Source organism: Novosphingobium meiothermophilum (genome assembly GCF_003171715.1).
Lineage (GTDB): Bacteria > Pseudomonadota > Alphaproteobacteria > Sphingomonadales > Sphingomonadaceae > Novosphingobium > Novosphingobium meiothermophilum.
In genome coordinates, this window is record NZ_QGHL01000012.1 from 51,284 (window position 1) to 77,469 (window position 26,186).

21 protein-coding genes are annotated in these 26,186 nt (G+C 63.2%); 8 read left to right on the forward strand and 13 right to left on the reverse strand.

What is annotated here, in order from left to right; all coding sequences use genetic code 11:
- The first annotated feature begins 83 nt into the window (after positions 1–83).
- A complete protein-coding gene (locus DKM43_RS11950) occupies positions 84–2,621 on the forward strand; it encodes a TonB-dependent receptor (RefSeq protein ID WP_236632549.1) in 2,538 nt (845 codons plus the stop codon).
- Between the two features lie 202 nt (positions 2,622–2,823).
- Here the strand turns inward: DKM43_RS11950 and DKM43_RS11955 are convergent, their stop codons facing one another.
- The 6 genes from DKM43_RS11955 to DKM43_RS11980 are packed head-to-tail and all read right to left on the reverse strand — an operon-like array spanning position 2,824 to position 9,175.
- On the reverse strand, positions 2,824–3,576 hold the full coding sequence (locus tag DKM43_RS11955) for an SDR family NAD(P)-dependent oxidoreductase (protein WP_236632550.1): 753 nt from the start codon (positions 3,574–3,576) through the stop codon (positions 2,824–2,826).
- A complete protein-coding gene (locus tag DKM43_RS11960) occupies positions 3,573–4,736 on the reverse strand; it encodes a Gfo/Idh/MocA family protein (RefSeq protein WP_236632551.1) in 1,164 nt (387 codons plus the stop codon). Before DKM43_RS11960 ends, DKM43_RS11955 begins: the two co-directional genes overlap by 4 nt.
- The gene (locus tag DKM43_RS11965) at positions 4,733–5,581 is read right to left on the reverse strand and encodes a sugar phosphate isomerase/epimerase family protein (RefSeq protein ID WP_109798745.1); all 849 of its coding nucleotides are present in this window, start codon (positions 5,579–5,581) and stop codon (positions 4,733–4,735) included. The genes DKM43_RS11960 and DKM43_RS11965 overlap by 4 nt, the downstream gene beginning before the upstream one ends.
- A gap of 8 nt (positions 5,582–5,589) precedes the next feature.
- Positions 5,590–6,831, reverse strand: a complete 1,242-nt coding sequence (locus DKM43_RS11970) for a DUF1214 domain-containing protein (RefSeq protein WP_109798746.1) — start codon at positions 6,829–6,831, stop codon at positions 5,590–5,592.
- A gap of 2 nt (positions 6,832–6,833) precedes the next feature.
- Positions 6,834–8,111 carry a sulfotransferase family protein gene (locus DKM43_RS11975; RefSeq protein ID WP_109798747.1) on the reverse strand — a complete coding sequence of 426 codons (1,278 nt, stop codon included), beginning with the start codon at positions 8,109–8,111 and terminating at the stop codon, positions 6,834–6,836.
- Positions 8,108–9,175: a zinc-dependent alcohol dehydrogenase gene (locus DKM43_RS11980; RefSeq protein WP_236632552.1), complete on the reverse strand. Its 1,068-nt coding sequence runs from the start codon at positions 9,173–9,175 to the stop codon at positions 8,108–8,110. Before DKM43_RS11980 ends, DKM43_RS11975 begins: the two co-directional genes overlap by 4 nt.
- A 200-nt stretch (positions 9,176–9,375) precedes the next feature.
- Between DKM43_RS11980 and DKM43_RS11985 the strand changes: the two genes are divergently transcribed.
- Entirely contained in the window at positions 9,376–9,939 is a 564-nt protein-coding gene (locus DKM43_RS11985) for a TetR/AcrR family transcriptional regulator (RefSeq protein ID WP_109798748.1), read from the forward strand.
- A 1-nt stretch (position 9,940) separates the two neighbouring features.
- On the opposite strand, the gene DKM43_RS11990 is transcribed toward DKM43_RS11985, so the two are convergent.
- The 6 genes from DKM43_RS11990 to DKM43_RS12015 all read right to left on the reverse strand — a co-directional run bounded on the left by DKM43_RS11990 (position 9,941) and on the right by DKM43_RS12015 (position 17,576).
- Positions 9,941–11,116, reverse strand: a complete 1,176-nt coding sequence (locus tag DKM43_RS11990) for a CaiB/BaiF CoA transferase family protein (protein WP_109798749.1) — start codon at positions 11,114–11,116, stop codon at positions 9,941–9,943.
- A 104-nt stretch (positions 11,117–11,220) separates the two neighbouring features.
- Positions 11,221–11,868 (reverse strand): TetR/AcrR family transcriptional regulator, encoded by a 648-nt coding sequence (locus DKM43_RS11995; RefSeq protein WP_109798750.1) that lies wholly within the window; start codon positions 11,866–11,868, stop codon positions 11,221–11,223.
- Positions 11,865–13,526, reverse strand: coding sequence for a long-chain-fatty-acid--CoA ligase (locus tag DKM43_RS12000; RefSeq protein ID WP_109798751.1), 1,662 nt, complete (start codon positions 13,524–13,526; stop codon positions 11,865–11,867). The genes DKM43_RS11995 and DKM43_RS12000 overlap by 4 nt, the downstream gene beginning before the upstream one ends.
- Positions 13,523–14,551 (reverse strand): phosphotransferase family protein, encoded by a 1,029-nt coding sequence (locus DKM43_RS12005; protein WP_161554081.1) that lies wholly within the window; start codon positions 14,549–14,551, stop codon positions 13,523–13,525. Before DKM43_RS12005 ends, DKM43_RS12000 begins: the two co-directional genes overlap by 4 nt.
- Positions 14,539–15,282 carry an SDR family NAD(P)-dependent oxidoreductase gene (locus DKM43_RS12010; RefSeq protein WP_109798753.1) on the reverse strand — a complete coding sequence of 248 codons (744 nt, stop codon included), beginning with the start codon at positions 15,280–15,282 and terminating at the stop codon, positions 14,539–14,541. Before DKM43_RS12010 ends, DKM43_RS12005 begins: the two co-directional genes overlap by 13 nt.
- Before the next feature lie 14 nt (positions 15,283–15,296).
- Positions 15,297–17,576, reverse strand: coding sequence for a TonB-dependent receptor (locus DKM43_RS12015; protein ID WP_109798754.1), 2,280 nt, complete (start codon positions 17,574–17,576; stop codon positions 15,297–15,299).
- A gap of 346 nt (positions 17,577–17,922) precedes the next feature.
- Here DKM43_RS12015 and DKM43_RS12020 point away from each other — a divergent pair, with 346 nt between their 5' ends.
- The 6 genes from DKM43_RS12020 (at position 17,923) to DKM43_RS12045 (ending at position 24,210) form a co-directional block, all read left to right on the forward strand.
- Complete coding sequence (locus DKM43_RS12020) at positions 17,923–18,675, forward strand: SDR family NAD(P)-dependent oxidoreductase (RefSeq protein WP_109798755.1); 753 nt, start codon at positions 17,923–17,925, stop codon at positions 18,673–18,675.
- 20 nt (positions 18,676–18,695) lie between these two features.
- Positions 18,696–20,003: an acyl-CoA dehydrogenase family protein gene (locus DKM43_RS12025; RefSeq protein WP_109798756.1), complete on the forward strand. Its 1,308-nt coding sequence runs from the start codon at positions 18,696–18,698 to the stop codon at positions 20,001–20,003.
- Positions 20,000–20,461 carry a nuclear transport factor 2 family protein gene (locus DKM43_RS12030; protein WP_236632553.1) on the forward strand — a complete coding sequence of 154 codons (462 nt, stop codon included), beginning with the start codon at positions 20,000–20,002 and terminating at the stop codon, positions 20,459–20,461. The genes DKM43_RS12025 and DKM43_RS12030 overlap by 4 nt, the downstream gene beginning before the upstream one ends.
- 57 nt (positions 20,462–20,518) lie before the next feature.
- Positions 20,519–21,322, forward strand: coding sequence for an alpha/beta fold hydrolase (locus DKM43_RS12035; RefSeq protein ID WP_109798757.1), 804 nt, complete (start codon positions 20,519–20,521; stop codon positions 21,320–21,322).
- A gap of 28 nt (positions 21,323–21,350) precedes the next feature.
- Positions 21,351–22,463, forward strand: a complete 1,113-nt coding sequence (locus DKM43_RS12040; protein WP_109798758.1) for an NADH:flavin oxidoreductase — start codon at positions 21,351–21,353, stop codon at positions 22,461–22,463.
- 82 nt (positions 22,464–22,545) lie between these two features.
- Complete coding sequence (locus DKM43_RS12045; protein ID WP_109798759.1) at positions 22,546–24,210, forward strand: flavin-containing monooxygenase; 1,665 nt, start codon at positions 22,546–22,548, stop codon at positions 24,208–24,210.
- A gap of 74 nt (positions 24,211–24,284) precedes the next feature.
- On the opposite strand, the gene DKM43_RS12050 is transcribed toward DKM43_RS12045, so the two are convergent.
- The gene (locus DKM43_RS12050; RefSeq protein WP_109798760.1) at positions 24,285–26,162 is read right to left on the reverse strand and encodes an ABC-F family ATP-binding cassette domain-containing protein; all 1,878 of its coding nucleotides are present in this window, start codon (positions 26,160–26,162) and stop codon (positions 24,285–24,287) included.
- Positions 26,163–26,186 lie beyond the last annotated feature (24 nt).

A 26,186-nucleotide genomic window follows, 5' to 3' on the forward strand; every position in this document is an offset into this window, starting at 1 on the left:
GGAGGGAGATACCAATGCCTGAAGGAAAAGCTTGCGATAGCGCTGCGCCATCCCGTTGGACGCGCCTGAGGAATGGCGTGCTGATGGCGGGGGCCGCAGCTGGCGCGTTCGGTCTGGCCCATGCGGCGCATGCAGCAGAAGATGCCGGGCAGGGCCCGGCATCCGACCAGGCCGCGGAAAGCCCGCAGCCGAGCAACATGGAAATCATCGTGACCGCCAACCGCCGCGAGGAACGCGCGCAGGACGTGCCGATCTCGATCACGGCAATCTCTGCGCAGGCAATCCGCGAGCGCGGGCTGACCCAGTTGCAGGATTTGCAGGCATCTGTTCCGTCGCTGGTCGTCGGCCCGAACGGGCAGGCTTCGCGCGATGTCATGTCGCCATCGATCCGCGGGCAGAGCGCTTCTTTCCAGGGATCCCCGGCGGTCGTGGTCTACATGAACGAGGTTCCGCTGGTTTCGGCCATCACGCTTTCGGGGCAGGGCGGTCCGGGCAACTTCGTCGACCTTCAGAACGTGCAGGTGCTCGCCGGGGCGCAGGGCACGCTGTTCGGACGCAACACGACGGGCGGCGCAATCCTGCTGACGCCTGCCAAGCCGACTGACAGGCTTGAAGGCCATGTTCAGGCGGGCTTCGGCAATTACAGCATGGTCGAGGTGGAAGCCGTTCTCAATGTGCCGATTTCGGACAAGGTGCGGTTGCGCCTTGTCGGCGCATCGCGCGATCGCGATGGCTTCACCTATGATACGAACTGGAACAAGGACCGTGATGACCAGCACTGGCGCATGGGCCGGGCCGGTCTGTGGATCGAGCCGTTCGAAGGTGTGACGAACTATACCCTTGTCACCTATGGCAAATCGCACAGCAACGGCACGGGTTCCATCGCCAAGAACTTCAACACCGCTTATTTCACCGCAATCGCCACCCGGCCGATCCCGGTTGCGCCCGGCGTTTCCTTCCCGCTGGGTGCCATCGCACCCACGTTCAACTTCTGCGGCGCCGGCACCGGGCCTGCCAATTGCAGCTACTATACCAACCTGCTTGCCGACCAGAATGCGCGTGGCATCCGCAAGACCGCGCACGGCATGGACAGCTTTGCCAAGCTGGAATCGTGGAGTGTCAGCAACACGACCGATATTGAGCTGACCGGCACGCTCAAGCTGCGCAACATTTTCAGCTATTCGGAACTGAAGTCCTTCTACGCCAACGATCAGGACGGGACCATCGCGCCGATCTACGATACCGGCAATACCACGCTCAGCCGCACGGCCCCGCGCGACTGGTACAAGCAGGTGACGGAAGAACTCCAGCTTCAGGGCAACGCACTGGACGACAAGCTGGTCTATACGGTTGGCGGCTTCTACTACAAGCAAAGCCCGCGCGGCACGATGGTATCCTATTCGACCAACGTCTGCGCGTTGCAGAGCGTCAACGGCTGTCCCATCGGGCAGAGCGAAATCGGCGTGACCAACGAATCGAAGGCGCTCTATGCCCAAGGCTCTCTCGATTTCGGCGCGTTCTCGCCCTCGCTTGAACGGCTGCGCCTGACCGCAGGCTACCGCTATACCTGGGATACGGTCGACGGGACGACGGCATCGTGGAACTACACGCCTTTGCCGGGCGGGGGGCAGTTCGTTTCGGCATGTTCGTGGAAGGCGAATCCCAATCCCACCCAGTCGATCGCCGATCCGCGCACTACCTGCCGGTTTGGCGCAAAGCTTGAAAGCTCGTCGCCCAACTGGACCATCGGCCTTGATTATCGCCCCAACGACAACCTCATGCTCTATGGCAAGGTGACACGAGGCTACAAGGCTGGCGGCTTCAACTCCTATGCAGTGTTTGAAACCACGCGCACGTTCGGCCCGGAATCGGTGACAGACTACGAAGCCGGTTTCAAGAGCGACTTCACCATGGGCGGAATGCGCGGACGCTTGAACGTCAACGGGTTCTGGCTCGATTACCAGAACATCCAGCGCGCTGCGGGTGACTTCAACAACGCCACCGGCGGCAACGGGGCGATCACGCTCAACAACGCTTCGGCGGAAATCAAGGGCGTAGAGATCGAGGCGATGATCCAGCCCACGCGCAACATCGAACTTGGCGGCAACTACAGCCACCTGAGCGCGAAATACAAATCCTTCACGTTCGATTCAACGTCGGGTGTCTGGGATTGCACGGCGCAATCGATCACCTCGCCGCGCGTGTTTGCCGGGGCCGACATGAGCTGCCGTCCGCTTCAGTATCTCTCGCCGAACATTGTCTCGGTCTATGGCCGTTTCAACGTGCCGGTATCGGATGATGTGGGCAACTTCAGCCTCTTCGTCAGCTACAACTGGACCGACGCTCAGGAAACCGCGCCGTTCTCGACCGAGCGTTTTCCTGATGGCACGATCAATGAACCCGGCGTGCGTCTGCCAAGCTTCGGCCTGCTCAATGCCACGCTTGACTGGCGCGGCGTGATGGGGGCGCCCGTTGATCTCAGCCTGTTTGCAACCAACCTCACCAACAAGAACTATCTGATCTCGAACACGGGCATCTTCCAGACGATCGGCGCGCAAAGCGTGATCTACGGGGAGCCGCGCATGTTCGGTGTGCGCATGCGCTACAGCTTCGGCGGCTGAGCCGCGCGGCACGGCCAGACAAGGCTCCAGCGAAGCCGGACATGATGGTAGTGCGTCATGTCCGGCTTCATTGCATGCCGTTCGAAGGGCGATTGCACGATCACTGGCAGGTGGGCGCAAAGCGCACGCAGATGCAGTCAGGCTTGCCCCGCATGACGGGACACGCTGTTCATCAAGATGACCAGCCTGTGCAAGGCCCGGCTCAACCCGATATCGTATAGCCTCCGTCCACCGCCAGCGTCTGGCCGGTGATCCAGCCCGCCGCAGGGCTGGCAAGGAATGCGATCGCCTGTGCGATGTCGTCCGGATTGCCCAGCCGCCCCAGCGGCGTGCGGGCCAGCGTGGGGGCGGTCCATGCTTCCTGGGCGAAAGTGCCGGCGGTCATTCTGCTGCGTGTAAGGCCCGCCGCAACGGCATTGGCACGCACACCGCGCGGCCCCCAGTGGGCGGCCATCGTGCGCGTCAGGCCCACCAGCCCGGTCTTGGCAGCGCCATAACCCGGCACCACCGGAATGCCGAAGAAGCTGCTCATCGAGGCGACGCCGATGACCGAACCGCCTCCGGGAATGACGCTCTGCGCGAGCAGATCGACCGTGCGGCGGGCCATGCGGAAAGCGCCGCTGAGCAGCATGGCCACCGCGCGGTCGAACACGTCCGGATCCCATTCATCCAGCCCGATCGATGGCAGGGCGAACCCGGCATTGTTCACAAGCACGTCGAGCCGGGCAAGCGCGGCGGCAACGGCGTCGATCTGCGCCTTGTCCTCCACATCAAGCTGGAGATAGCGCATCCCCGCAAGATCGGTGTCATAATCTGCCGTGCTGCCGCGTGTGCCGGTTATCGTCACCTCGGCGCCGGAATCGCGGAACAGCACCGCGCAGGCATGGCCGATGCCGCTGGTGCCGCCGGTTACAAGGACGTGTGCCCCTGAAAAATCATGCTTCGGCCCCATCATCCCTGCTCCACTTCGATCCAGCGCCGTTCTGCCCACGAGCGGCGTGCCGCGTCCAGCACAGCCTGCCCTGCGGCGGCATCGCTGAAATCGCCATATGGATCGGGAAGGGGCGGCTCGCGCCCCTCGATCCTTGCCTTCACTTGCGCGAACAGCTTGGCATAGGGTGCAACGTCGAAGCCCTGACTGTGCCAGCGGTCCATCTCGGTCTGCACCAGTTCGCTGATGGGGAAGGGGCCAACATGGGGGTTGACGAGTTCCGCAGGCATTTCGACCTGCCGCGCGCCCGCCGCATCCTGCACCCAGACCTGTTCGGGATCGCCAAAGGCTGCGCCCGACTGGATCCACGCGGCGCCCTTTGTCCCCGCCACCTTGGTGGACATGACAAACGGACCGGGAAAGCACAGCGCTGCCTCGATCAGGCCCATGCAGCCCGATGCCGTCTCGAACTGAATGGTATAGTAATCGTCAGAGGTCATGGCGGGGCGCCCGATCGACAGCTTGCGCAGCACCGCGCTTACGCGCGCGATCGGGCCGACCGTGGTCAGTGCCTGATCGATCATGTGCGTGCCGAACGCGCCAAGAAAGCCGCCGCCCTGCGCCGAATCGCTCCACCAGTCGGCGAGCGGTTCGCTCTGGTCGCCGCCCGGCTGCTGGTAGATGCGATGGAACATCAAGGGATCGCCGATCTCTCCTGACAGAACCACGCGGCGCAGCAGAGCCTGTGCGCTGTCGAAGCGGAACTCCGCACCAAGAGCGTGGATGACGCCGGCCTTGCGCGCAGCTTCCAGCATCTCGCGCGCCTGTGCCAGATCCTTCGCAAAGGGCTTCTCGCATACGACATGACGACCGGCGGCAAGCGCCTGCATGACGGGGGCATGATGCGCATGGGGCGGGGTTGCCACGGTAACGAGGCGGATTTGCGGATCATCGGCCAGAAGCCGGTCAAGATTGTTGCTGGCGATCGGGATACCCAGCGGCGCAGCGCGGGCGCGGGTCTTTTCCAGATCGCGGCCAACGATGGCGCGCACTTCAAAGCCTGCCTCGCGAAGGGCACGGGTGTGTGTGAACAGTCCGAAGCCCGTGCCGACGACCGCTGCACCAATCGGGCCTGCATCAATTGGGCATGCATCAACTGAGGCTGCATTGCGGCTTGTCATCATGCCTGTCCTCTTGCCTGTGCGATCACGGCGCGGCCCGTGCTGGCGAAGTCTCTTGCGACCTCGCCCAATGGCCGGTCCGCGTATCTCGTGTTGAAAACCTCGATCCCCATGGGCGCGGTGCTGCCGATTGAATCCAGCGTCCGGATCAGCCCGCCGATGTCCAGCGCGCCTTCCCCCGGCAGGAGCCGCTTGGTCATCAGTTCGGTCCACAGGTCGTCCGAAAGCTCGCGCGGGGCATCGCTGAGCTGCACGGTATGGATGCGCTCTGCGGGAACGGCGGCCAACTGGTCGAGGGTCGATCCGCTGCGGAAGAAGTGCAGCGCGTCGATGGTCACACCGCCGTTGGGCCGGCCTGCGGCATCGACAATCGCCCAGGCTTCGGTCAGCGAGCGGATGGCGCTGCTGGGCAGGAACTCGATATGCGCCCGAAGACCGTGTTCGGCGGCCATATCGCACAATGCGGCAAAGCCCTGTGCCGCCTCGTCAAGCGCAGGCGGGGAGGATGACAGGTCGATCGCCGCAACCGACCGCGCTTCCATGCGGGCTGCGGTGGCAACAACCCTTTCGGCCGTCAGCGTTCGCAACAGCCGCGAAAGGTCATCATTGCCGCTGGTGGTGCGCTGGCGCTGCGTCCAGCAGGCTGTGCAGTCCATCTCGGCGACGGCCAGCCCCGCATCGATGATACGCGCGCGGATCTCGGACGCGGGCATCCCTTGCTCCTCCAGCGTCCAGACATCGGCGGGCATTAGCGACAGGGCAGAAAATCCCGCATCCGCCACCGGGGCAAGCCGGTCAAGCAGCGGAACGTGTGCGAAGGGTGCCGAACAGAAGACGAGGCTTTCCATGCTTCCGCTCAATCCACGAACTGGCCGGTTTGGATGGCCTGTGCCGGGTGAAGCGCGCCCAATCCTTCGCCTTCCAGCGCGGCCAGTGGCAACCGCCACAATTTGACGGGGGCGGTTGCCGTGGTCTGCACGAAGCGCAGGCCCCAGATGCCGCGTTCATGGCCGTAGCTGTTGATCCAGTTGCCGCCGATGCCCGGATCGCGCTCGGCAATTACGACGCGCACCGTGCCATCGCTTTCGGCCACATGACGGGTATTGTTGATCCAGCCGTTGCCATCCTCGAACGTATCGAGGTTTTCCTGCCAGATGTTGCAAAGCTGGAAGTTCCAGTATTCGCATTGTGGCGGGGTGAAGGCGAGCACGATGGCTTCGTCAGGCCGCTTCTCCCAACCGCCAAAGGCAACGTGCCGGTCGGGAACCCCGCCGTTCGAGAGATATTGCGCACGGCTGTAGTCCAGCCGGTTGAGCCGCGCGGCAAAGTTGCCCTGGCTCCCCTGCCACCAGTTGCGCACCAGTTCGGCGTAACCGAGCACGGCCTGCGCGGTCCAGGCAAGGTTGTCGGCAATCAGCGCAGGAGTGACAGGTTCGGGGGCGGCGCGGTCGATCCGCTCGATGCTCATGGCCGGGGCCATTTCGCTCGCGCGGTCACTCCATACAAGGCGGATCATGATGCAGTTGGTTTCCGGCGTCAGTTGCAGCCAGTTGTGCCCTTCACCCGGATCATTCTGCGAGAGGATGACCTCGAAAGTGCCATCAGCCTCGACTTTGAGCTGCTGGCTGGCCAGAAAGCCGGTGGTCTTCAGGTTGGACGGGTCGAACTGCTTCAGTCCATCCAGCCCCTTGGGCGCCCAGTCGTGCGCACCGGGATGATCGGGCGCCGGACAGGTCAGCACCGCCATGACGAAATAGGGGATCGTGCCGCGCGTCCCGGTGATGCGGTAGTCGCGCGCCTCGTCGAACTGGCACATCAGGTGGTCCTGATCGACCGTCTGCACGTTGATTGACTGGCGCCAGACCATGTCGCGCAGGCGCGGCCGCGTTGGCTCGGCATTTTCGAGCAGACGCTCCATGCTCGACCGCGCGACGCGGGTGATGAAGCGATACCATTCCGCCCGGTCGAGGTCCGAGAGCGGCTCTTTCACCGCATTGATGTGACGACCGGCGAGCTTGAGCGTTTCGCAGAAGTCATCCCACGCCTGCCCGCTGACAAGACGCTGGCGAGCGGCTTCCGTCGGGGATCGATCGGCCATGCTCAGTTCTCCTGCCTGACGGGAAAGCGGTCGTAATAGAAGGCGAACCGCTTGCGCAGGGCGGCAACATCGGTGGCGAATACGCCTTCGAGATCGTAAATCACCTTGCCGTGGGCATGGCGTGGATTTTCCGACAGGTAGCCCAGCAGCCGTCTTTCGGTATCAGGAGGCAGATCCAGCCGGGCGAGCGCATAGATGCGCCGCGCCATGCCTTCCTGATCGGCCATGTATTCGTGGAACAGGACATCGATTGACTGGTCGGCAGGCCATGCGGCGCGCTGGGCGGCGCATTCGCGCAGCAGCCGTTCGATCCGGTCGGCCCAGTGCCGTGCAAGGCCCGCCGGGTCCACGCGGTCGCGCCGGATGCGGTCCGAATAACCCAGCATGGTCGTCAGCGATCGCAGCACGTCCACCGGATCGCGGTGGCAGATCACCATGGTGGCATCGGGAAACACCGCCCTGATGGCGACAAGGTTTTCCATGTGCTGCGGGGATTTCAGCAGCCAGCGCCGCCGCCCCGGCTCTCCCGGTGCCACGCCGCGATACCACGAGATGACTTGCAGCACCTTCTTCTCGTAGGCGTATGAGCCAGTGCGATCATGCGACAGGTAGTGGTCAATCCAGCGCGGCAGGCGCGCCTGGAACTCCCAGTTGTAGCAGTTGAGGTCCATGAACATCAGTTCGTTGTCCTCATGGATGTCGGTCGCGGCCATTTCGTGCATCGCGGCCATGTGCGGCAGCATCCGCCCGAAGGCTTCCCACCGGCCAGCGGAGCGCGCAAGACGGAGGTCGACTTCTCCGGGGGCGGTGCTTGCGTCCGGGACCGGCTCTTCCGATTCCCACAAGGTAAGCGCGTTCAGCCGGTCATCCCGCGCCAGCCAGTTGACGAGATGCGTGGTCCCCGAACGCGGCAGGCCCGCGATGCAGATCGGCTTTTCGATCGGAATGTCGAGTATTTCGGGATGACGCTTGACCACATCCTCGATCCGCAGCCGGTTGGCCATGACGCGGACCGCATTCTGCAGGATGGTGATGCGCCCGCCGCGCGTCAGCCCGGTGTCTTCGTAGAGCGATTCCAGCGTGACCTTCAGCCGTTCGCGAAAGCCGGTATCGGGGCCGAAATCGGACAGCCCGGTTTCGTCCATCGCCCGTTGCAGCACTTCGCCCGCGCCGAGGTGGTCGGGAAAGTCGGCGGGGCCTTGGCGTGCTGCGGCAAGTTCTGGTGTAATGACCGGCTCGGCCATGTCGTCGATGGTGATGATCGGCGGTCGGGGCATCATGCGGCCTCACCGAATGTGAGCACCACCTTGGCGGCCCTGCGGGCATCGGCGGCGGTCTTCAGCGCTTCGTGGAACCTTGTAAAATCCATGCGGTGACTGATGAGCGGGGACAGGTCGCGACGCCCCTCGGCGAGCATCGCGATTGCCTGCGCGAACTCGTCGGCGCGGTTGTCGGCGATGGACCCGGCAAGGGTGATCTCGTTCGCCATGAGCCGCCAGAGGTCGAGAGAAAGCGGCACGTGGTGGAGCGCGATCACCGCAATGCGCGCGCGGTATTTCGCCACTGCCACCGCATCGGCGAGCGCAGCGGCAGAGCCTGCGCAATCGACAAAGATATCGGTTTGCACGTGCCGCGATCCGAAGCGTTCGCCTTGGCCGTGAAAGCGGGCAAGAGCCTCGGTCATCGGTTCGGCAAGGACGTTGACTGCAAGTTCGGCACCCAGCGCGCGGGCGCGGTCAAGCCGTTCGGCAACCCGGTCAAAAATGGCAATCTGCGCGGCGCCCAGATGACGCGCCATCACAACCGCGCACAGCCCGATCGGCCCCGCACCGATAATGGCTACCCGCTCTCCGGGGCGGACCCGCGCCACCTTCAAGCCATGCAATGCAACCGAGAGCGGTTCGGCCAGCGAGGCTTCGGCAAATGGCAGGCTATCGGGCAGCGGGAACAGCGTTTCGCCCAATTCGGCGCCGCTCACCCGGATGTATTGCGCCATAGCGCCATCAGGGCCGCCTCCGCCGATATAGCCGCGATCCGGGTTGACCGCGACGCGCATCCCGGCATGCACCCCCTCAACGCCTTCGCCCACGCGGACGACTGTTCCGGCGAACTCGTGTCCGATGGGCAAGGGCTCGTGCAGCGGTTCCACGCCGCCAAGGCTACCCTGCGCAATATAGCCAAGGTCACTGCCGCATATGCCGCAAGCGCCAACGCGAATGAGCGCTTCGCCCCGGCCACAAGCAGGCACGGGCACCCTGTCGATACGGACATCGCCCGGTCCGTGGACACGCGCCAGTTGCATCGTCTGCGCATCGGCCGCGCCGTTCGCATCCTGCCCGCCCAAGGCCATTCTCCCGCTTATTATTGCTTTCGAGTCGGCATAATTTAATATACTTGCAAGTATATTTTGCAAGGCTTGATCGCCCGGCAGGGCAGGTTCAGGGAAAGACGGTGACAGGAACGGCAACGGCAACAGCAACAGAAGGACGGCTTGCGGATGCCACAAGGCGTGGGCGTCCTTCGGCGGAAACCACTCGCTTGCGTATGGCGCATCTGCTGGACGTGGCACGCGAGATTTTTGTGCGCCGTGGCTTCCGCGCGACGACGATGGACGAGGTAGCCGCCGCTGCTGGCGTCACCAAGCGCACGCTCTATGCGTGGCACCGCGACAAGGAGGCCCTCTTCCGTGCCTGCATCATCGCCGGGGCAGAGCGCTTTCCGCGTCTGGAACCGGAGGTTGACGGCAAGGAAGGCTTGTCAGCCGCGCTCGAACGCTATGTCGTGGAACTGCACACCGAAATGTCGCGCGAGACAAGCTATGGTCTGGGTAACGTGTTTGTGCGTGAACCGGGCGATGATCCCGACCTTGGCGCCGTGATGAGGCGCGCCTACTTCGATTACCTGATTGAACCGCTGGCCGCGTTTCTGCGCAGGCATGGGCTGGAAGATGAAGGACAGAGCGAGCGGGCCCTGCTGTTTGTCGCCATGGCGCTTTCGCCGCTGCATCATACCATGCTGGTGGGAGTGCCGCTGCCGCTGCCAGAGGCGATCTGGGACCATGCGCGGCGATGCGTCGGCGTGTTTCTGGGCGGCAGCCGGGCGGGTTAGATCAGGAACAGGCTCCGCGGGGGGCATGTCCGAATGCTCCCGCCTGTTCCAGGGCCTTCACTTCGCTTTCGGAAAAGCCAAGTTCGGCAAGGATGGTCGCTTTGTCTGAATTTTCGCGCCACATCTTGGGCGGCTGGGCTGGCGTGCCGGAAAGGCGCGGGGCCGGGGCGGGCTGGATGATGCCCTCGGCCTCGATGAAGGCTCCGCGCGCCGCGTTATGGGGGTGGGCTGGTGCCTGTCCTGCGCTCATCACCGGGGCAAAGCAGACGTCTTCATGTTCCAGCAGGCCCTGCCAGAATGCCAGCGTCTTTTGGCGGAATAAGTGCGATAGCGTGCTGCGCATGGCAGGCCATCGCGCCTGATCATATTGCTCTGCGAAATCGGGATCGTCATCCAACTCCATGAGCGTGCGCAGGCGTTCGAAGAACTTGCCCTCGATTGCGCCCAGGGCAACGTAGCCGCCATCGGCGGTTTCGTATGTGTCATAGAATGGAGCACCGCCATCAAGCAGGCCAGTGCCGCGTCCGGTGCTCGTCCAGCCGTTGGCGATGAGTGTCCAGGTGCCTGCCATAAGCAGCGATGCGCCTTCGGTCATCGCGCAATCGATCACCCGGCCGGGTGAACCGGCGCGCACGGCCAGCAGCGCAGTCACCATGCCAAATGCCAGCATGAGACCGCCGCCGCCATAATCGCCGACGAGATTGAGCGGCGGCACCGGTTTGCCTCCGGCCGGACCGATGGCGTCCAGCACCCCGGCAAGGGCGATGTAGTTTATGTCATGGCCCGGCATGTCTGCCATGGGGCCGGTTTGGCCCCAGCCGGTCATCCGGCCATAAACGAGCGAGGGATTGATCTGCATCAGGGCGTCGGGGCCGAGGCCCAGCCGTTCCATCACCCCCGGCCTGAAGCCTTCGATCAGCCCGTCGGACCTCAAGGCGAGACGCTTCACGATCCCGACGGCGGCAGGAGACTTGAGATCGAGCGAGATGCTGCGCCGCGAACGCAGCATGACATCGCGGCCGCCATCGATAGGAACGCCCGCCTGCAATCCTCCGGCACGGTCGATGCGAATGACCTCGGCGCCGTGATCGGCAAGCATCATGCCGCAGAATGGCCCCGGTCCCACACCGGCCATCTCGATGATCCTGATGCCGGCGAGGGGGAGGGCAGTGGACATAGGGCAGGCTCCGTTCTTTGCGGAATTTCAGATTGCTTTAGGCAAGGAAGAACTTGCCCGGCCACGACCGTGGCCAGTTGCTTTGCTTCTTCTGCCGGTCCGGCTCAGGGGCGCAGCCGCTCCAGCGTGTTGTTGCGGTAATGCTGCATCACCGTATGCAGGTTGATCCCGGAAGGGCTGGCAAGCCATTGATAGACCAGTCCGAAGATGAAGGCGCTGAACTCCACCGCGAAGCTGTCGGGGTCGATGCTGTCGCGCACTTCGCCCTTGGCGATACCTTGTGCGACCCAACGCGCCGTATCCCGCCGATAGGCGATATGGTTCGCTGCCAGCCGCCGCCGGACGACCGGGTAGCTGCTGATCGATTCAAACCAGAGAATGTACATGGCCTGCATCTGCGACGTGCGGTTGAGCAGGAAGAACTCCACCGCATCAAGCGCGCCCTCGATGGCGGCAAGACCATCGCTGCCACCCACGAACCGTCGCAGTTCGGCTGCCCATTTCTCGTTGAAGTCGCGCACCAGATGGCTGAACAGCGTTTCCTTCGATCCGAAGCGGTTACTGGCAAGTCCGCGGCTGTAACCGGCCTTTTCGCCCACCTCCTTAAGTGTGGTGTTGTGCGTGCCGCGCTCGACGATGAGCAGCATCGCCGCCTCGAACATACGGGCATCCGAAAGCGCCGTCCGCTCAACCTGAGTCAGCCTTGGCCGTTCGCTGGAAATCACCCGCGCCTGGGAAAGATTCGCACTCAACCTTCGTCTCCGGAGCCAAAACGCATTTCCGCCAGAACTGACAGTTCCTCCCCGTCGACTTTCCGTCTTATCGCCAGCTTGTCGTATTTGCCGACGCTGGTCTTGGGTATTGCATCAACGAATGCCCAATACTCAGGTATCATGAAACGCGCAAACCGCGAGAGGAGAGCCTGACGGAGAGCTGCCGGATCAGGCGCGCGGTCCTTTTCCAGCACCACCACCGCAAGCGGCCGCTCCTCCCAGCGCGGATCGGGAACCGCCACGACGGCGGCCTCGATCACGCCCGGCAGTGCTGTCAGCCCGTTCTCCAGATCGACCGAGGAAATCCATTCGCCGCCCGACTTGATGAGATCCTTGGCCCGGTCGGTGATCTGGACATAGCCAAGCCGGTCAATCCGGCCGACATCGCCCGTGCGAAGCCAGCCATCGGGCGTAAGCGGCGATTCCTCCGGCGTTTGCCTGTGATAGCCCTGCGCCACCCATGGCCCGCGCAACTGGAGGTTGCCCACGGTCACGCCATCTTCGGGGAGGCGGTTTCCGGCATCGTCAACGATGCGCACGCTCATGCCCGGAACGGGGCGGCCCGACTTGGCCCGCCACGCAATGGCATCGGATTCTGATGCGCCGCGCGGCGGGAACGAGAGCACGCACATGGGGCTGGTCTCGGTCATGCCCCAGCCCTGCACGAGATCGACACCCCAGGCATCGCGCACCTTGCGGATCAGAGTTTCCGACACCGCCGATCCGCCCGAAACGATCGTGCGGAAGCAGCCGAGATCCAGCGGCTCGCGCGCGTGCAGTTGCAGCAGATCGTTGAGGATCGTCGGAACGGCGGCCATCAGGGTCGGCCGCTCCGATGCGATCAGCCGTGCCAGATGGTCCGGCTGGAGGTGCGGACCCGGCATGATCATGTCGCTGCCCGCTAGCCAGCCTGAAAACGGCATTCCCCAGGCATTGGCATGGAACATGGGCGGCACCATCAGGATGCGGTCCGCGTTCGATATGGCAAAGGCGTCTGCCGCCATCGATGCCAGACTGTGCAGGAAGATGGAGCGATGGCTGTAGGCAACTCCCTTGGGCATTCCCGTGGTGCCTGAGGTGTAGCACAGCACTGCTGCTGCGTTTTCTGCTGTATCCGCCCAGTCCTCCACCGGATCATGGCGGGCGATCAGCTCCTCGTAGGCGTGGATCCGCCCGGCAAAGCCCGGCGCTTCTGTGGCTCCATCGCCGATCACAACAAGGTCCGTCACCCGGTCCAGCCCGCGCAGCACCGGGGTGATCGCAGGAAGAAGCGAAGCATCCACCAGCAGCACCCGGTCATCGGCATGGCGGATGACATAATCCAGATGCTCGTGCGGCAGCCTCACATTCAACGTATGCAGCACCCGGCCGCTGGCAGGAACCGCCAGATAGGCTTCGAGGTGGGCGCTGGTGTTCCAGCAATATGTTCCGATAACCTCGCCCGGCGCTGTGCCCAGCGCTGCCAGCGCAGCCGCGAGCGAGCGCGCCCGCCGGGCCACCTCGCGATAGGGTCTGCGCACGAGCGTCTCCCCACCATAGGTAGCAACTTCGCTATCGGCGAAAAGGCGCTCGCCGCGTTCGACGATCATCCTGACCGACAGGGCATGGTCCATCATCGTGCCGGGCACCGGGATCATCCGACCTTGCCCCTCTCGATGATGGCAGCCGCCTCGCGCAGGAGCGCGGGCACATCGTGTTCAAGCCCGCGCGCATAAGGCGTGTCTTCCTTGCCCCGGTGGCACAGGACCCAGGCGCCCTCCACAATCGCGGCAAGCCGCCACGCGGCGAAGACGATGAAGTAGTCCAGCCCAGCATGGTCCATCCCGCTGGCTGCCGACCATCTTTCGGCAAGCCGTGCAGGCGGCATTACATCGGGTCGATTGGACAGGCCCTGCACGAAGGCGAAGCCGGGATTGTCGGCGGGATTGCGCTGCCAGAAGAACAGGCAAAGCCCCAGATCGATGCGCGGATCGCCAAGTGTCGCCATTTCCCAGTCAAGAATGACACGAAGTTTCGGTTCTGTCGGGGCGATCAGGCAATTGTCCAGATGAAAGTCGCAATGGATCAGGCTGGTTCGGCCGTGTCCGGGGTGATTTTCGCGCAGCCACGCGCCAATCTGCGCGATAAGCGGCAGTTCGCGAACGTAATCCGCTTCCCGAACCTTGAGCCAGCGGTCGATCTGGCGGGTGATGAAGCCTTCGGCCCGTCCGAAATCATCGGGCAGAAGCCCGGCCGGGTCCATTGCGTGAACCGCCGCAAGCCCTTCGATCATGGCAACGCCGAGCGCGTCGACGGTTGCGGCATCCTGCGGCCATTCGGGCGGCAGCCTATCGGTCAACGAAATGCCCTCGATCCATTCCGTGACGGCAAAGGGCTGGCCGATCACGGAGGTATCCGCACACCACGCCACCGGGCGAGGCACGGGCGCCTTGCCATGCAGAGCCGAGATGGCGCGATACTCGCGTTCGATACCGGCAGCGGCACGGTCGGATACGAGGTTGACCGGCGGATGGCGCAGCACCAGCCGCCCTTCGCGCGTTTCGATCAGGCGGGTAACATTGGAATTGCCGCCGGCAAGAACCGGGCCGAGGCGGATTTCGTGCCGCCCGGTGGCTTCACCCAGCCATTCCTCCAGCGTCCGCGCCGCAGTCACAGGTTGCACATCAACCCTCCGTCGGTGAAAATCACCGAGCCGGTCATGTAGGTGGAGCCTGCCACCCACCAGCACACATCCGCAATTTCTTCTGGCTTGCCCATGCGTTGCAGGGGAATGCGGTTGACGATTGCCTTGCGCGCGCGGTCCGAAATGGCCGAGGTCATCTCGGTCTGCACGAAGCCGGGCACCACCATGTTGACACGCAACCGCTTGCGGGCAAGCTCGGCTGCCAGCACCTGCGTGAGACCGGTAAGGCCGGCCTTCGACGCGCCATAGCAACTGTCGCCGGGGAAGCCCCGGAAGCCGACGACCGCGCCGATGTTCACGATCGCGCCTCCCGGTTCCATGTGCGGAACCAGCGAACGGATAACTCGCATCGGGCCGCTGAGGTTGGTGGAAAGGGTGGCTTCCCAGTCCTCGTCCGAAACGCGCTCGATCGTTCCGCCCCGGTGCAGCCCGGCATTGTTCACAAGCACGTCGATCCCGCCCCAGCGCTCACCCACCTGCCGGGCGAGGTTGGCAAGCGATTCTGGCTGGCTGACATCGGCCGCGATGCCGATGGCATTCTTGCCAAGGGCCGAAGCAACCTCGGCAATTGCTGCATGCCGTCCGACCAGACACACCTTGTCGCCGCGTTCGCAGGCGAGGGCGGCGATCGCGTGGCCAATGCCACGCGATGCACCCGTTATCAGCCAGCGACGCCCGGACGGGGCTGCTTGTGCTGTTTCCTTTGCCATCCTGTCCTGCCGGGTCAGAAGTTCTGCGTGATGGCAACGCCCCAGGCGCGCGGAGGGCGCGGCGCGGCATAGCTCCACACGTTCTGCACGTCGTAGCCGATCGTCCAACCATTCTGGTCAAGGATGTTGCGCCCGAACACGCTGATCATCGTCTTGTCGATCTTGTAGCTGATCGAGGCATCGAGCATGTTCTGTGCACCGTTGCGCACGTTCGGATTGTTCAGGAAGGTCAGTTCGTGTGCGCCAAGATGGTGAAGTTCGGCATTGAGCATCAGCGTGCCCGGCCCGATTTCGCGTTCATAGGAGGCGCGAATGTCGAAGGTCCAGCGCGGCGCGCGGCGCAGCCTGAGGAAAGTCGCGTCCACGGGGGTGCCGGTGCTGTAGATGTCGCCCACGAAGTTCTTGTAGCGTGCTTCAAGGTAGCCGACATTGCCCGCGATGGTGAACTCGCGCGTGATCTGCGCGGTCAGATCAATCTCGAAGCCCTTGAGTTCGGCCTGAGATGCATTGATGGTGCGGTTCTCGCGCCCTGTTGGCGTGCCCGGAGCGGGGACATCGAGATCCTGCTGCATGTCCTTGTATTTCATCAGATAGAGCGCGCCATTCAGGCGGACCCGGTTGTCGAGGAACTGGGTCTTGAAGCCCAGTTCGAAGTTGTCGAGCGTTTCGGGGTTGTAGGGGATGGTTGCAGCCCCGATCGTGGCAGGGCGGCCATTGAAGCCCCCGGCACGGTAGCCGCGCGACCACAGGCCGTAGGTCATGACATCATCGGTCCAGTTATAGCTGACGCTTACTTTGGGCGTGAACTCCGACCAGCTCTGCCGGGCGGGTGCATTCATCACGATGGAACCGCCTGCCAGCGAGGGCGGGATTGCGAGGATCGGATTGGCCTCTTCCAGCGTGCCGTAGATGAATACGGTGCCGTCGTTGACGATGGAGGTCTTGCGGTCGTGGGTATAGCGCCCGCCAAGCGTCAGCTTCAACTTGTCGGTGATCTTGTAGTCGCCTTCGAAGTAGGCCGCATAGGACTTGGTGGTCTGGGTCACGTCCTGTGCGCTGGTCAGCAGCGGCGCGCCTGCGAAGCCGATGTAGTTCTTCAGGTTGATGGTGTAGCGCGAATCCCAGTGGAAACCGCCAAGCACGAAGGTCAGCGGACCATCGCCGCCCTTGATGAGGCGCACTTCATTGGTGATCTGCCGCCAACGGGCCGGACGATCAGTGTGATAGAGAGTCTCCGGCGTGGAATCGAAGTCCTGATTGATCGATTCGTTCGTCTTCAGGTAGCCGAAGATGTATTGCAGTTCGAAATCGTTGCCGAAATCGTATTTGGCCTTGCCGATGGCCATGTCGAGTTCGAAGCGCGCGCTCTTGTCGACGGGGGCATTGCCCACGGTGACATAGCGATCCCCTGAGATGGGGACGCCCGGCGCGGGCGAGCAATAGTTGAAAGCGGCGCAGAACAGGTCGGTCGGCCGGGTAATCGCATGAAGCTGCGGCGGATCCTGCCGCGTCACCTGCCGGTCGTAGCTTGCGGTGAGTTCAAGGTTTTCCGTAGGTGTGATGAGCAACTGCGCGCTGATGGCGCGGAAGTCGGATTTCTGGCCAGGCTGGTTCTGTGTCCTGTTGAAGATATAGCCATCGGTCGTGTTGTAGGCGCCAGACACCTTCAGTGCGACATCCTGTGTGATGCCGAAGCTGACGACGCCCTGCAGGTCATAGGTCTCGAAGCTGCTGTAGGTGGCGCGAACCTTGCCGGTAAGTTCCTGGGTGGGACGCGAACGGGCAAGGTTGATGACACCGCCGGTGGCATTGCGGCCGAACAGCGTGCCCTGCGGCCCGCGGAGCACTTCGACGCGGTCGATGTCGATGGCGCGGATAAGGCTGCCCGAACTCTGGCCAAGGTAGATGTCGTCGATCACCACACCGACAGCGGGGTCGACAGACTTTTCAACATCGGCAACGCCGATGCCGCGGATGTAGATGGCGGCCACGCCGCCGGGGCCTTGCTGGGTATCGTCGATCACGACGTTGGGCGAGGCGCGCGCGAAATCACGCACGTCGGCATCGAAGCGCTTGGCCAGATCGGTCGCGCCCAGCGCGCTGATCGAGGCGGAGACGTTCTGAAGGTTTTCTGCACGCCGACGGGCAGTGACGACGATGGCTTCAAGGCCGGTGCTGGCCTGGGTTTCGTTTTCAGCCTGGGCTTCCTGAGCATGAACCTGCGCTTCGCTGAGCGCCATGAGGGAAATGGCTGTGGCAAGGACTGCCCGCACGGATTTTGCCGTCGTGTTCATTCTGGTCTCTCCCGTCTCTCACGTTCTTTCGACGTGACATTGTGGCGATCACTGCGCCGTGCCCCTGGCTGCTTCGCTGAGTCGTTTGCGTTACCGCGGGCAAGATCGGCCGATCGATGGGAGAGGTATCAAACTTGCTAGCGACGAGCAAGTAAATACGTCAAGCGCAGCGGGTGAATTTGCGCTGGCGCCATGTCTTTTTGGTGTCAAGTGGCGGTAAATAAGACATATAATGCGCTCCAGACAGGCAGAGGGCGCCGGCCTTCCTATCTTTTTTGCTTGTCTCAAACTAGTAAATGTGGTCCAAACGAGTCGAGCCAGCGAGAATGGCAGGGAGCAGGATGAGATGGGAAAAAGGCTTGAGGGCAAGGTTGCGCTCATATCCGGCGGGGCCAGCGGTCTTGGCGAAGCGCAGGCCATTCTCTTTGCCCGCGAAGGCGCGTCGGTAGTTATCGGCGATCTCCAGGAGGAACTTGGCCGGGCTGTCGCGGCGCGCATCGTGGACGAGGGTGGCGATGCCCGGTTCGTCCGGCTTGACGTCACCGACGTGAACAGTTGGCACGATGCAGTGTCTGCTGCGGTGCAGGCGCATGGCAAGCTGACGACGCTTGTCAACAATGCCGGGATATTTCACCCCGGCGGAGTCGAGAGCGAGACGATCGAGGGCTGGCAGCGCATGATTGCGGTGAACCAGACCGGGGTGTTTCTGGGGATGAAGGCTGCTGCTTCGGCGCTGCTGGCGTCGGGGAATGCGGCCGTAGTCAACATCTCCTCGCTTTATGGCCTGATCGGCAGCCCGGATGCGATCAGTTATCACGCATCGAAGGCGGCGGTGCGTGTGATGGGCAAAGGGGCCGCACTGGAGTTTGCCAAGCGCGGCATCCGGGTGAACACGATTTTTCCCGGTCAGATCCGCACGCCGATCCTTGGCGACATTACCCCGGAACAGGATGCCGCGATCAAGGCTTCCATCCCGATGGGCATGGTTGGCGATCCCATGGACATTGCCCATGGCTCGCTGTTCCTCGCCTCGGACGAGGCGCGCTACGTGACCGGGGCAGAGCTGTGGATCGATGGCGGATGGTACGCCGGGTGCTGAACGCGCAGGAGCATTCTTGAATGAGCTGGAACTTTGCTACCGAGCCTGAGTTCGAGGAAAAGCTGGCGTGGATGCGCGAATTCGTGGCTGCCGAGATCGAGCCGATGGATCTCGTCTTCCGCAAGCCGGGCGATCCCTTCGATCCTCGCTCGCCTGCGCAGAAGGCCATGGCGCCTCTCAAGCAGATCGTGAAATCCAAGGGTCTGTGGGCCTGTCATCTGGGGCCTGAACTGGGTGGGCAGGGATATGGGCAGTTGCATCTTGGCCTGATGAACGAGATTCTCGGTCGCAGCCGCTTTGCTCCCACCGTTTTCGGGACGCAGGCGCCCGATACCGGCAATGCCGAAATCCTTGCCCGTTTCGGCACGGATGAACAGAAGGACCGCTATCTCAAGCCTTTGCTCGACGGCGAGATCGTATCCTGCTTCTCCATGACCGAGCCGCAGGCTGGCGCCGATCCGGGCGAGTTTTCCTGCACCGCGCGCGCTGATGGTGATGACTGGGTGATCGAGGGCGAAAAGTGGTTCGCCAGCCATGCCGACATGGCCGAGTTCCTCATCGTCATGTGCATCACCGATCCTGATGTTGCGGTTCATGCCGGATCAACCACGATCATCGTCCCGCGTGATGCGCCGGGGCTTGAGATCATTCGCAACACCGCCGTCGGTCCCAGGGACGAGATCGGCAGCGGGGTTCATGGCTATCTGCGTTTCAACCAGTGCCGGGTGCCGCGCAGGAACACGCTCGGCGCGGTGGGTGAAGGATTCAAGGTGGCCCAGTCGCGCCTTGGCGGCGGGCGAATCCACCACGCAATGCGCACGGTCGGGATGCTCAACAAGGCCATGGAGATGATGTGCGAGCGTGCCGTCTCGCGCATAACCAAGGGCGAGCGGCTGGCCGACAAGCAGATGGTGCAGGAACGCATCGCCGACAGCTACACCCAGATCACCCAGTTCCGCCTGCACGTGCTCTATGCAGCGTGGCTGATGGATCAGGACAAGGGTTACACCCACCGCGTGCGCCGCGAGATTTCGGCCATCAAGGCGGCCATGCCGGGCGTGCTGAAGGACGTGGTCTATCGCGCGCTGCACATTCATGGATCGCTGGGTATGTCGAACGAGATGCCGCTCATGGACATGTGGCAGTATGTGCCCGAAATGGGCATTGTCGATGGTCCGACCGAGGTTCACAAGGTCTCGGTGGCCAAGGATATCCTTCGCAACGTCGCGCCTGCCACGGGCAAGTGGCCCAGCTATTTCGTGCCTGATCGCCGGATTGAGGCCCAAGCCAAGTTCGCTTCGATCCTTGCCGGGGAGAACGCACAGTGACAGCCTCGCTTGAACAGCGCATCGATGCCCTCGAAACCCGCATGGCGCTGATCGATCTGACCAGCGACTATTGCCACGGTTTCGACAAGCGCGACATTGATCGCTTCATGGCGATCTGGTGGGAAGACGCCGTCTGGGAGATCGGCCCCCCTTTCGGCAATTTCGAGGGCCATGCCGGGGTGCGCCACGCGGTGCTCGACATCCTTTGGCCTGCCTGGGCCATGTCGACGCACTACACCACCAACCTGCGGCTGACCTCGGCATCGGCCGAGGCCATCGAGGGCGTAAGCGATGTCTATTGCATCGGCAATACCACCGACGGGCAGGCGCAGACCGTGGCAGCAAGCTATTTCGACAGCTTTACCCGCCGTGACGGCACCTGGAAGATCGCACGACGGCGCGTGGTGATGCAGCACTTCAGCCCGCTTGTCGGGATTACTCTTTCGGCACCGCAATAGCGGGGCGGGCGGGCATGCGGAGCAAACACTAAGGCAATACGCTGGGAGAGCGGAAAAATGGCGCGTTTCGATGTCGGAGATGGCCGCAGTGTATATTTCGAGCATCATCGCGGAGAAAAACTCCCGGTTGTCCTGATCCACGGCTGGGCGATGTCGGGTCGGATCTGGGCAGGCACGGTCGAGGCGCTCAAGGCCGATGGACATGCAGTCATCGTGGTCGATCATCGCGGATGCGGACAGTCCGACCGGGATTTCGATGATCTGTCGGTGGGCGCCATCGCCAGCGATGTGGCCGGCATTGTCCGCGGATGCGGTGTGGGAGCCTGTGTTCTTAACGGGTGGTCGCTCGGTGGTGCAGTCGCGGTTGAGGCTGCGCGTATGCTGGGCGATCAGGCGGCCGGTGTGGTCCTGACCTGCGGTGCTTCGCCGCGCTTTGTCCGCTCTGATGACTTTCCCCATGGCGGGGAACCGGGCGCGCTCGATGCTACGGCGCAGGCCATGGCCGCCGACCGCGCCGGCTTCTTCAGGGGGCTGGCCGAGGGCGTTTGCGCAAGGCAAGTGAGCGCGGCCACCATCGACTGGATGTGGAACGCCTTTGTCGACAGCGGGCCGGATGCGCTCGATTCCCTGCGCAGCCTTGCCGCTGTCGATCAGCGCCAAACGCTTGCCGCGCTTGATGTTCCGCTTCTCTCGATCATCGGCAGCAACGATGCCATTCTTGATCCGGAAATCGGCCGGATTGCGGCGGGCCTTGCGCCAAAGGGGCAATGCGCCACGATGGAAGGCTGCGGCCACGCACCCTTCATCGAGGATGCCCCGGCCTATCTTGCAGCCCTGCGCGGCTTCCTTGCGAGCCTTTGAGCGCTCCCCACTTGGAACCAGATCAACCATGAGCCTTCTTGATCCTTTCTTCACGCCGTTCGAATGCAAGACGCTGAAGCTGGCCAACCGCTTCCTCATGGCGCCGATGTCTCGCTATTTCGCGCCGGGCGGAGTGCTCACGCAGGAATCGGTCGACTACTACCGCCGCCGCATTGAAGGCGGGGTAGGGGGGGTCATTACCGAGGCTGTCGCCATCGACCGGCCTGGATCGGTTGCGGCAGATACGGTCCCCAGCTTTTATGGAGAAGAAGCGCTGGCCGCCTGGGACCGGGCGCGCATCGACGTGCAGGGGGCTGGCGGTGCCATCATTCCGCAGCTCTGGCACGTGGGCGGCTGCACTGATTTCAATTTCCCGGATTCGCCGCATCCGCCGCTGGAAAGCCCCTCCGGCCTTGTCGGGCCGGGTATCGAGGGCGGCCGCGTCATGACGGCGCAGGATGTGGACGAAGTCATTGCCTCGTTTGTGCGCGGCGCGCTCGATGCGCAGCGGCTGGGGTTTGATGCCATCGAACTGCACGGAGCCCACGGCTACCTCTTCGACCAGTTCTTCTGGGACGTGACCAACAAGCGCGAAGATTCCTATGGCGGCAGTGATATTGCCTCGCGCGTGCGCTTTGCAGCGGAAACCGTGGCCGCCATCCGTGCAGCTGCCGGCCCTGATTTCACCATCATCTTCCGCGTTTCGCAGTGGAAGACCTACATGTACGAAGCGAAGATCGCGACAACCCCTGCCGAACTTGAGCAGTGGCTTGCCCCGCTTGCTGATGCCGGGGTCGACATTTTCCACTGTTCGGAAAGGCGGTTCTGGGAAGCGGCCTTCCCGGACGAGGATGACCGCAACCTCGCCGGCTGGACCAAGCGGATCATCGGCAAGCCGACGATTACCGTCGGGTCGGTCGGGCTGGACCGCGATCTCATGCAGGACTTCGTCGAGGGCCAGTCCGTGCCCACGCTCAAGTCGCTGGATGAACTGGCGCGGCGCTTCGACCGCGGTGATTTCGATCTTGTCGCGCTGGGCCGCGTGTTGCTGGCCGATCCCAACTGGCTGACAAAGGTGCGCAGCGGCGCGACCGACCAGCTCAAGCCCTATTCGCGCGAATGCATGGACACACTTTACTGACCGCGACACCGCACTGGCGGACAACCGCAAGAATGCAAGGCACCCCGCTCACGGGCGGAGGTAGCCAAAGAGAGGATGAGCCATGAACACCACTCTGACCAGCGCCACCGAGGCGCAAGCATCCAGAACCAAGGTCGATTTCGACGCCATTGGCATCGGGGCCGGTTTTGCCGGCCTTGCCCTGATCCATTACCTGCGCGAGGCCGGGCTTTCCGTCCGCATCTTCGATCGTGCCTCTGAAGTGGGCGGAACGTGGGCATGGAACTGCTATCCCGGAGCCGCGACCGACAGCGAAAGCTATTACTACTGCCTGACCTTCTCCAACGAGATCCTGCAGGAATGGAAATGGACCAAGCGCTACCCCGGCCAGCAGGAGACGCAGGATTACCTCAAGTTCGTTGCCGAGAAGTGCGACATGATGCCGCACATCCAGCTGAACACCGAGATCACCGAGGCACGCTATCTGGAAGACAGCGGGATATGGCAGGTCACCACTTCGACCGGTGAACACTATACCTGCAAATATTTCATCAGCGGCATGGGCATGATCTCCGAGCCGCAGATACCCCGCATTCCCGGCATGAGCAGCTTCAAGGGGCCGCTGTTCCATTCCTCGCGCTGGCCCAGGGATCTGGACTATGCTGGCAAGCGCATTGGCATCATCGGAGCAGGGGCCACGACCGTGCAGATGGTCCCCGTTCTGGCCAAGACGGCCAAGAGTGTGACCGTGTTCCAGCGCACCCCGAATTACATCCTGCCGGCCATGCAGAAGGACATGACGCCGGAGTGGGAGCGCGAGATCAAGGCCAACTACGATGCCGTGATCGCCAAGTGCCGCAATCACGTATTCGGCATGGCGTTCGACAGTCCGGTTGGGCGCAATGCGGTCGATACTCCGCCTGAAGAGCGCCAGCGCATTTTCGAGGAGAACTGGACCGGCAGCTTCCGCTGGGTGTTCGAGACCTTCGACGATCTTCTGGCCAGCCCCGAAGCCAACCGCATGGCGGCCGATTTCATCGGCGCGAAGATGCGCGAGCGCATCAAGGACCAGCGCATCGCCGATCTGCTGATCCCCACGTTCGATGACTATCCGCTTTTCGCCAAGCGTCCTCCGCTCGATCACGGTTATCTTGAAGCCTACAACGAGGATCACGTGCATCTGGTCGATATCAAGAACGACCAGCCCATAGTCGAGATCACGGAAACCGGCGTTCGCACCACCAAGGAGCACTACGAGTTCGACATCATCGTGCTGGCAACCGGCTTCAAGGCCTATACCGGGGCGCTCGAAGCATTCCCGATCGTGGGTGAAGGCGGTGTGACACTCAGCGATAAGTGGAAGGCGAAATCCGAATGCGTCATGGGCGTGTGCGTGGCGGGCTTTCCCAACATGTTCATCGTCACCGGGCCGCAGGCACCCTTCGCCAATCTGCCCACCTCGATCGAACAGAATGCCATCTGGATTTCGAAGTGCATCAGGAAGATGGAGGCCGAAGGTCTTGCCCTGTGCCGTCCGCGCCGCGAGGCGGAAGAGGCATGGACCGCGCAGACGGCCGACATCCACGGACAGACGCTGATGGCCGAAGGCCACAAGGTCAATTCATGGATGATGGGCGCCAACCGCGAGGACAAGCCGCCACGGGTGCTCATCTATTTCGGCGGGGCCAACTTCTATTACGATGCGCTTGATGAATCGGCCGCCAAGGGCTTTCCCGAACTGGAGTTCTCAGGCGCTGCTGCTGGCTGAGCGGCGGGCGAAGGGCGGATGGCCTTCGGACAAGGTGCCGAAGGCTTCCCGGTCATCTGGCCACCATCGCGCTGTCATTGAGCCGCTTCCAGAGCCTCTCCGGCCTCAAGCCATGCCATCTCGGCCTCTTCGAGCTGCTGGGCGAGTTTTGCGCGCCTTTGCGCCAAGTCGCCCATGGTCAGCTTGGCCAGCGCGGGTGCGGCGCTTGATGGTTCGAACATGGCGCGGTCGATCTGGGCGATCTCGGCCTGCAACCGGTTCATCCGCGCTTCGGCTTCGGCCTGTGTCTTCTTCAGCGCGCGCAGTTCCTCGCGGGCGGCGGCCCTTGCCTTGCGATCCTGCGCTGCCCCCTTGGCTTGCGGTTCGGTTCCGGCATCCGCTTTGGGCTGGTTGCGGCCAAGGATGAAGTCGATGTAGTCCTCGATGCTCCCGTCGAACGGGCGTGCGGTTCCTCCATCCACCAGAACGAGGCGGTCGGCGACCAGTTCAGCCATGTGCCGGTCATGGCTGATAAGGATGACTGCGCCCTTGTAGGCGTTGAGTGCCTGCACCAGCGCCTCGCGCGCATCGATATCAAGGTGGTTGGTCGGCTCGTCGAGCACGAGCAGGTGCGGCGCGTCGCGGGTCACGAGGGCGAGGGCAAGGCGCGCGCGCTCTCCGCCGGAAAGCGTCCCTACCGCGCTGGTCGCCCGGTTGCCGGAAAAGCCGAAGCGGCCCAGTTGCGCCCGCACGGCGGCGGGGCTTTTCCCGTCCATCGCGCGGGTCATGAGTTCAAGCGGCGTGGCGCCGCCCGCAATCTCTTCGACCTGATACTGCGTGAAGTATCCAACCTGCATTTTCGCCGATGCGGTCATGTCCCCTTCCATCGGGGCAAGCTGCGCGGCGAGCAGGCGGGCAAGCGTGGTCTTGCCGTTGCCATTGCGGCCCAGAAGGGCGATGCGGTCGTCAGGGTCGATGCGCAGGTTCAACCGGCGCAGCACCGGCTTGCCCGGTTCGTAACCGACACTGGCGAGATCGAGCGTGATGAGCGGCGGGCGCAGCTCGTCCGGGTCGGGGAAGTCGAACCTCAGCGAAGGGTCTTCCACAACGGCCGCGATAGGCTGCATTTTTGCCAGCATCTTGGCGCGTGACTGGGCCTGCTTGGCGGTGGAAGCGCGGGCACTGTTGCGGGCGATATAGTCGCGAAGGCGCTCGGCCTGCGCTTCCTGCGCGGCGCGGGCGGCGGCCTGCTGGGCCAGACGTTCGTTGCGCTGGCGCTCGAAGCTGTCGTAGCCGCCCGGATAGAGCGCGAGCTTCCCGGCATGAAGGTGCACGATATGGTCGGCCACGTTGTTGAGCAGATCGCGCTCGTGGCTGATGAGAAGCAGTGTGCCGGGATAGCTTTTCAGGAAGTTTTCGAGCCAGAGCGTCGCCTCAAGGTCGAGGTGGTTCGAAGGTTCGTCGAGCAGCAGGACGTCGGGCGCGGAAAAGAGCAGGGCCGCCAGCGCCACACGAATGCGCCAGCCACCGGAGAAGCTGTCCAGCGGACGCGCCTGCATTTCCTCGTCGAAACCAAGGCCGATGAGGATCCGCGCCGCGCGGGCAGGGGCGGTATAGGCATCGATCGCCAGCAGGCGTTCGTGCACGTCGCCCAGCCGATCGGGATCGGTGCAGGTCTCTGACTCTTCAAGCAGGCGCATGCGTTCGCCATCGGCGGCAAGCACCGTATCGAAAGGCGTTGCAGCACCTGCTGGCGCTTCCTGTGCAAGATAGCCCAGACGCGTGCGGCGGGGCATCTCGATCGCGCCTTCATCAGGCTCGATCTCGCCGATGATCGCCTTGACGAGGGTCGATTTGCCCGCGCCATTGCGGCCGACAAGCCCCACCCGCGCGCGAGGGGGAATGGCGACCGAGGCACCGGAAATGATGTCGCGTCCGCCAAGGCGCACAGTGATGCCGTTGATGATAAGCATGAAAGAGCGGCGCGTCCGGTTGGG

What these genes read in the sequence shown, in the direction of transcription:
- DKM43_RS11950 (WP_236632549.1), top strand. Translation starts at nt 84, where the DNA reads ATGGCGGGGGCCGCAGCTGGCGCGTTCGGTCTGGCCCATGCGGCGCAT.
- DKM43_RS11955 (WP_236632550.1), bottom strand. Translation starts at nt 3,576, where the DNA reads ATGATGGGGCCGAAGCATGATTTTTCAGGGGCACACGTCCTTGTAACC.
- DKM43_RS11960 (WP_236632551.1), bottom strand. Translation starts at nt 4,736, where the DNA reads ATGATGACAAGCCGCAATGCAGCCTCAGTTGATGCATGCCCAATTGAT.
- DKM43_RS11965 (WP_109798745.1), bottom strand. Translation starts at nt 5,581, where the DNA reads ATGGAAAGCCTCGTCTTCTGTTCGGCACCCTTCGCACACGTTCCGCTG.
- DKM43_RS11970 (WP_109798746.1), bottom strand. Translation starts at nt 6,831, where the DNA reads ATGGCCGATCGATCCCCGACGGAAGCCGCTCGCCAGCGTCTTGTCAGC.
- DKM43_RS11975 (WP_109798747.1), bottom strand. Translation starts at nt 8,111, where the DNA reads ATGATGCCCCGACCGCCGATCATCACCATCGACGACATGGCCGAGCCG.
- DKM43_RS11985 (WP_109798748.1), top strand. Translation starts at nt 9,376, where the DNA reads ATGGCGCATCTGCTGGACGTGGCACGCGAGATTTTTGTGCGCCGTGGC.
- DKM43_RS11990 (WP_109798749.1), bottom strand. Translation starts at nt 11,116, where the DNA reads ATGTCCACTGCCCTCCCCCTCGCCGGCATCAGGATCATCGAGATGGCC.
- DKM43_RS12000 (WP_109798751.1), bottom strand. Translation starts at nt 13,526, where the DNA reads ATGATCCCGGTGCCCGGCACGATGATGGACCATGCCCTGTCGGTCAGG.
- DKM43_RS12010 (WP_109798753.1), bottom strand. Translation starts at nt 15,282, where the DNA reads ATGGCAAAGGAAACAGCACAAGCAGCCCCGTCCGGGCGTCGCTGGCTG.
- DKM43_RS12015 (WP_109798754.1), bottom strand. Translation starts at nt 17,576, where the DNA reads ATGAACACGACGGCAAAATCCGTGCGGGCAGTCCTTGCCACAGCCATT.
- DKM43_RS12020 (WP_109798755.1), top strand. Translation starts at nt 17,923, where the DNA reads ATGGGAAAAAGGCTTGAGGGCAAGGTTGCGCTCATATCCGGCGGGGCC.
- DKM43_RS12025 (WP_109798756.1), top strand. Translation starts at nt 18,696, where the DNA reads ATGAGCTGGAACTTTGCTACCGAGCCTGAGTTCGAGGAAAAGCTGGCG.
- DKM43_RS12035 (WP_109798757.1), top strand. Translation starts at nt 20,519, where the DNA reads ATGGCGCGTTTCGATGTCGGAGATGGCCGCAGTGTATATTTCGAGCAT.
- DKM43_RS12040 (WP_109798758.1), top strand. Translation starts at nt 21,351, where the DNA reads ATGAGCCTTCTTGATCCTTTCTTCACGCCGTTCGAATGCAAGACGCTG.
- DKM43_RS12045 (WP_109798759.1), top strand. Translation starts at nt 22,546, where the DNA reads ATGAACACCACTCTGACCAGCGCCACCGAGGCGCAAGCATCCAGAACC.
- DKM43_RS12050 (WP_109798760.1), bottom strand. Translation starts at nt 26,162, where the DNA reads ATGCTTATCATCAACGGCATCACTGTGCGCCTTGGCGGACGCGACATC.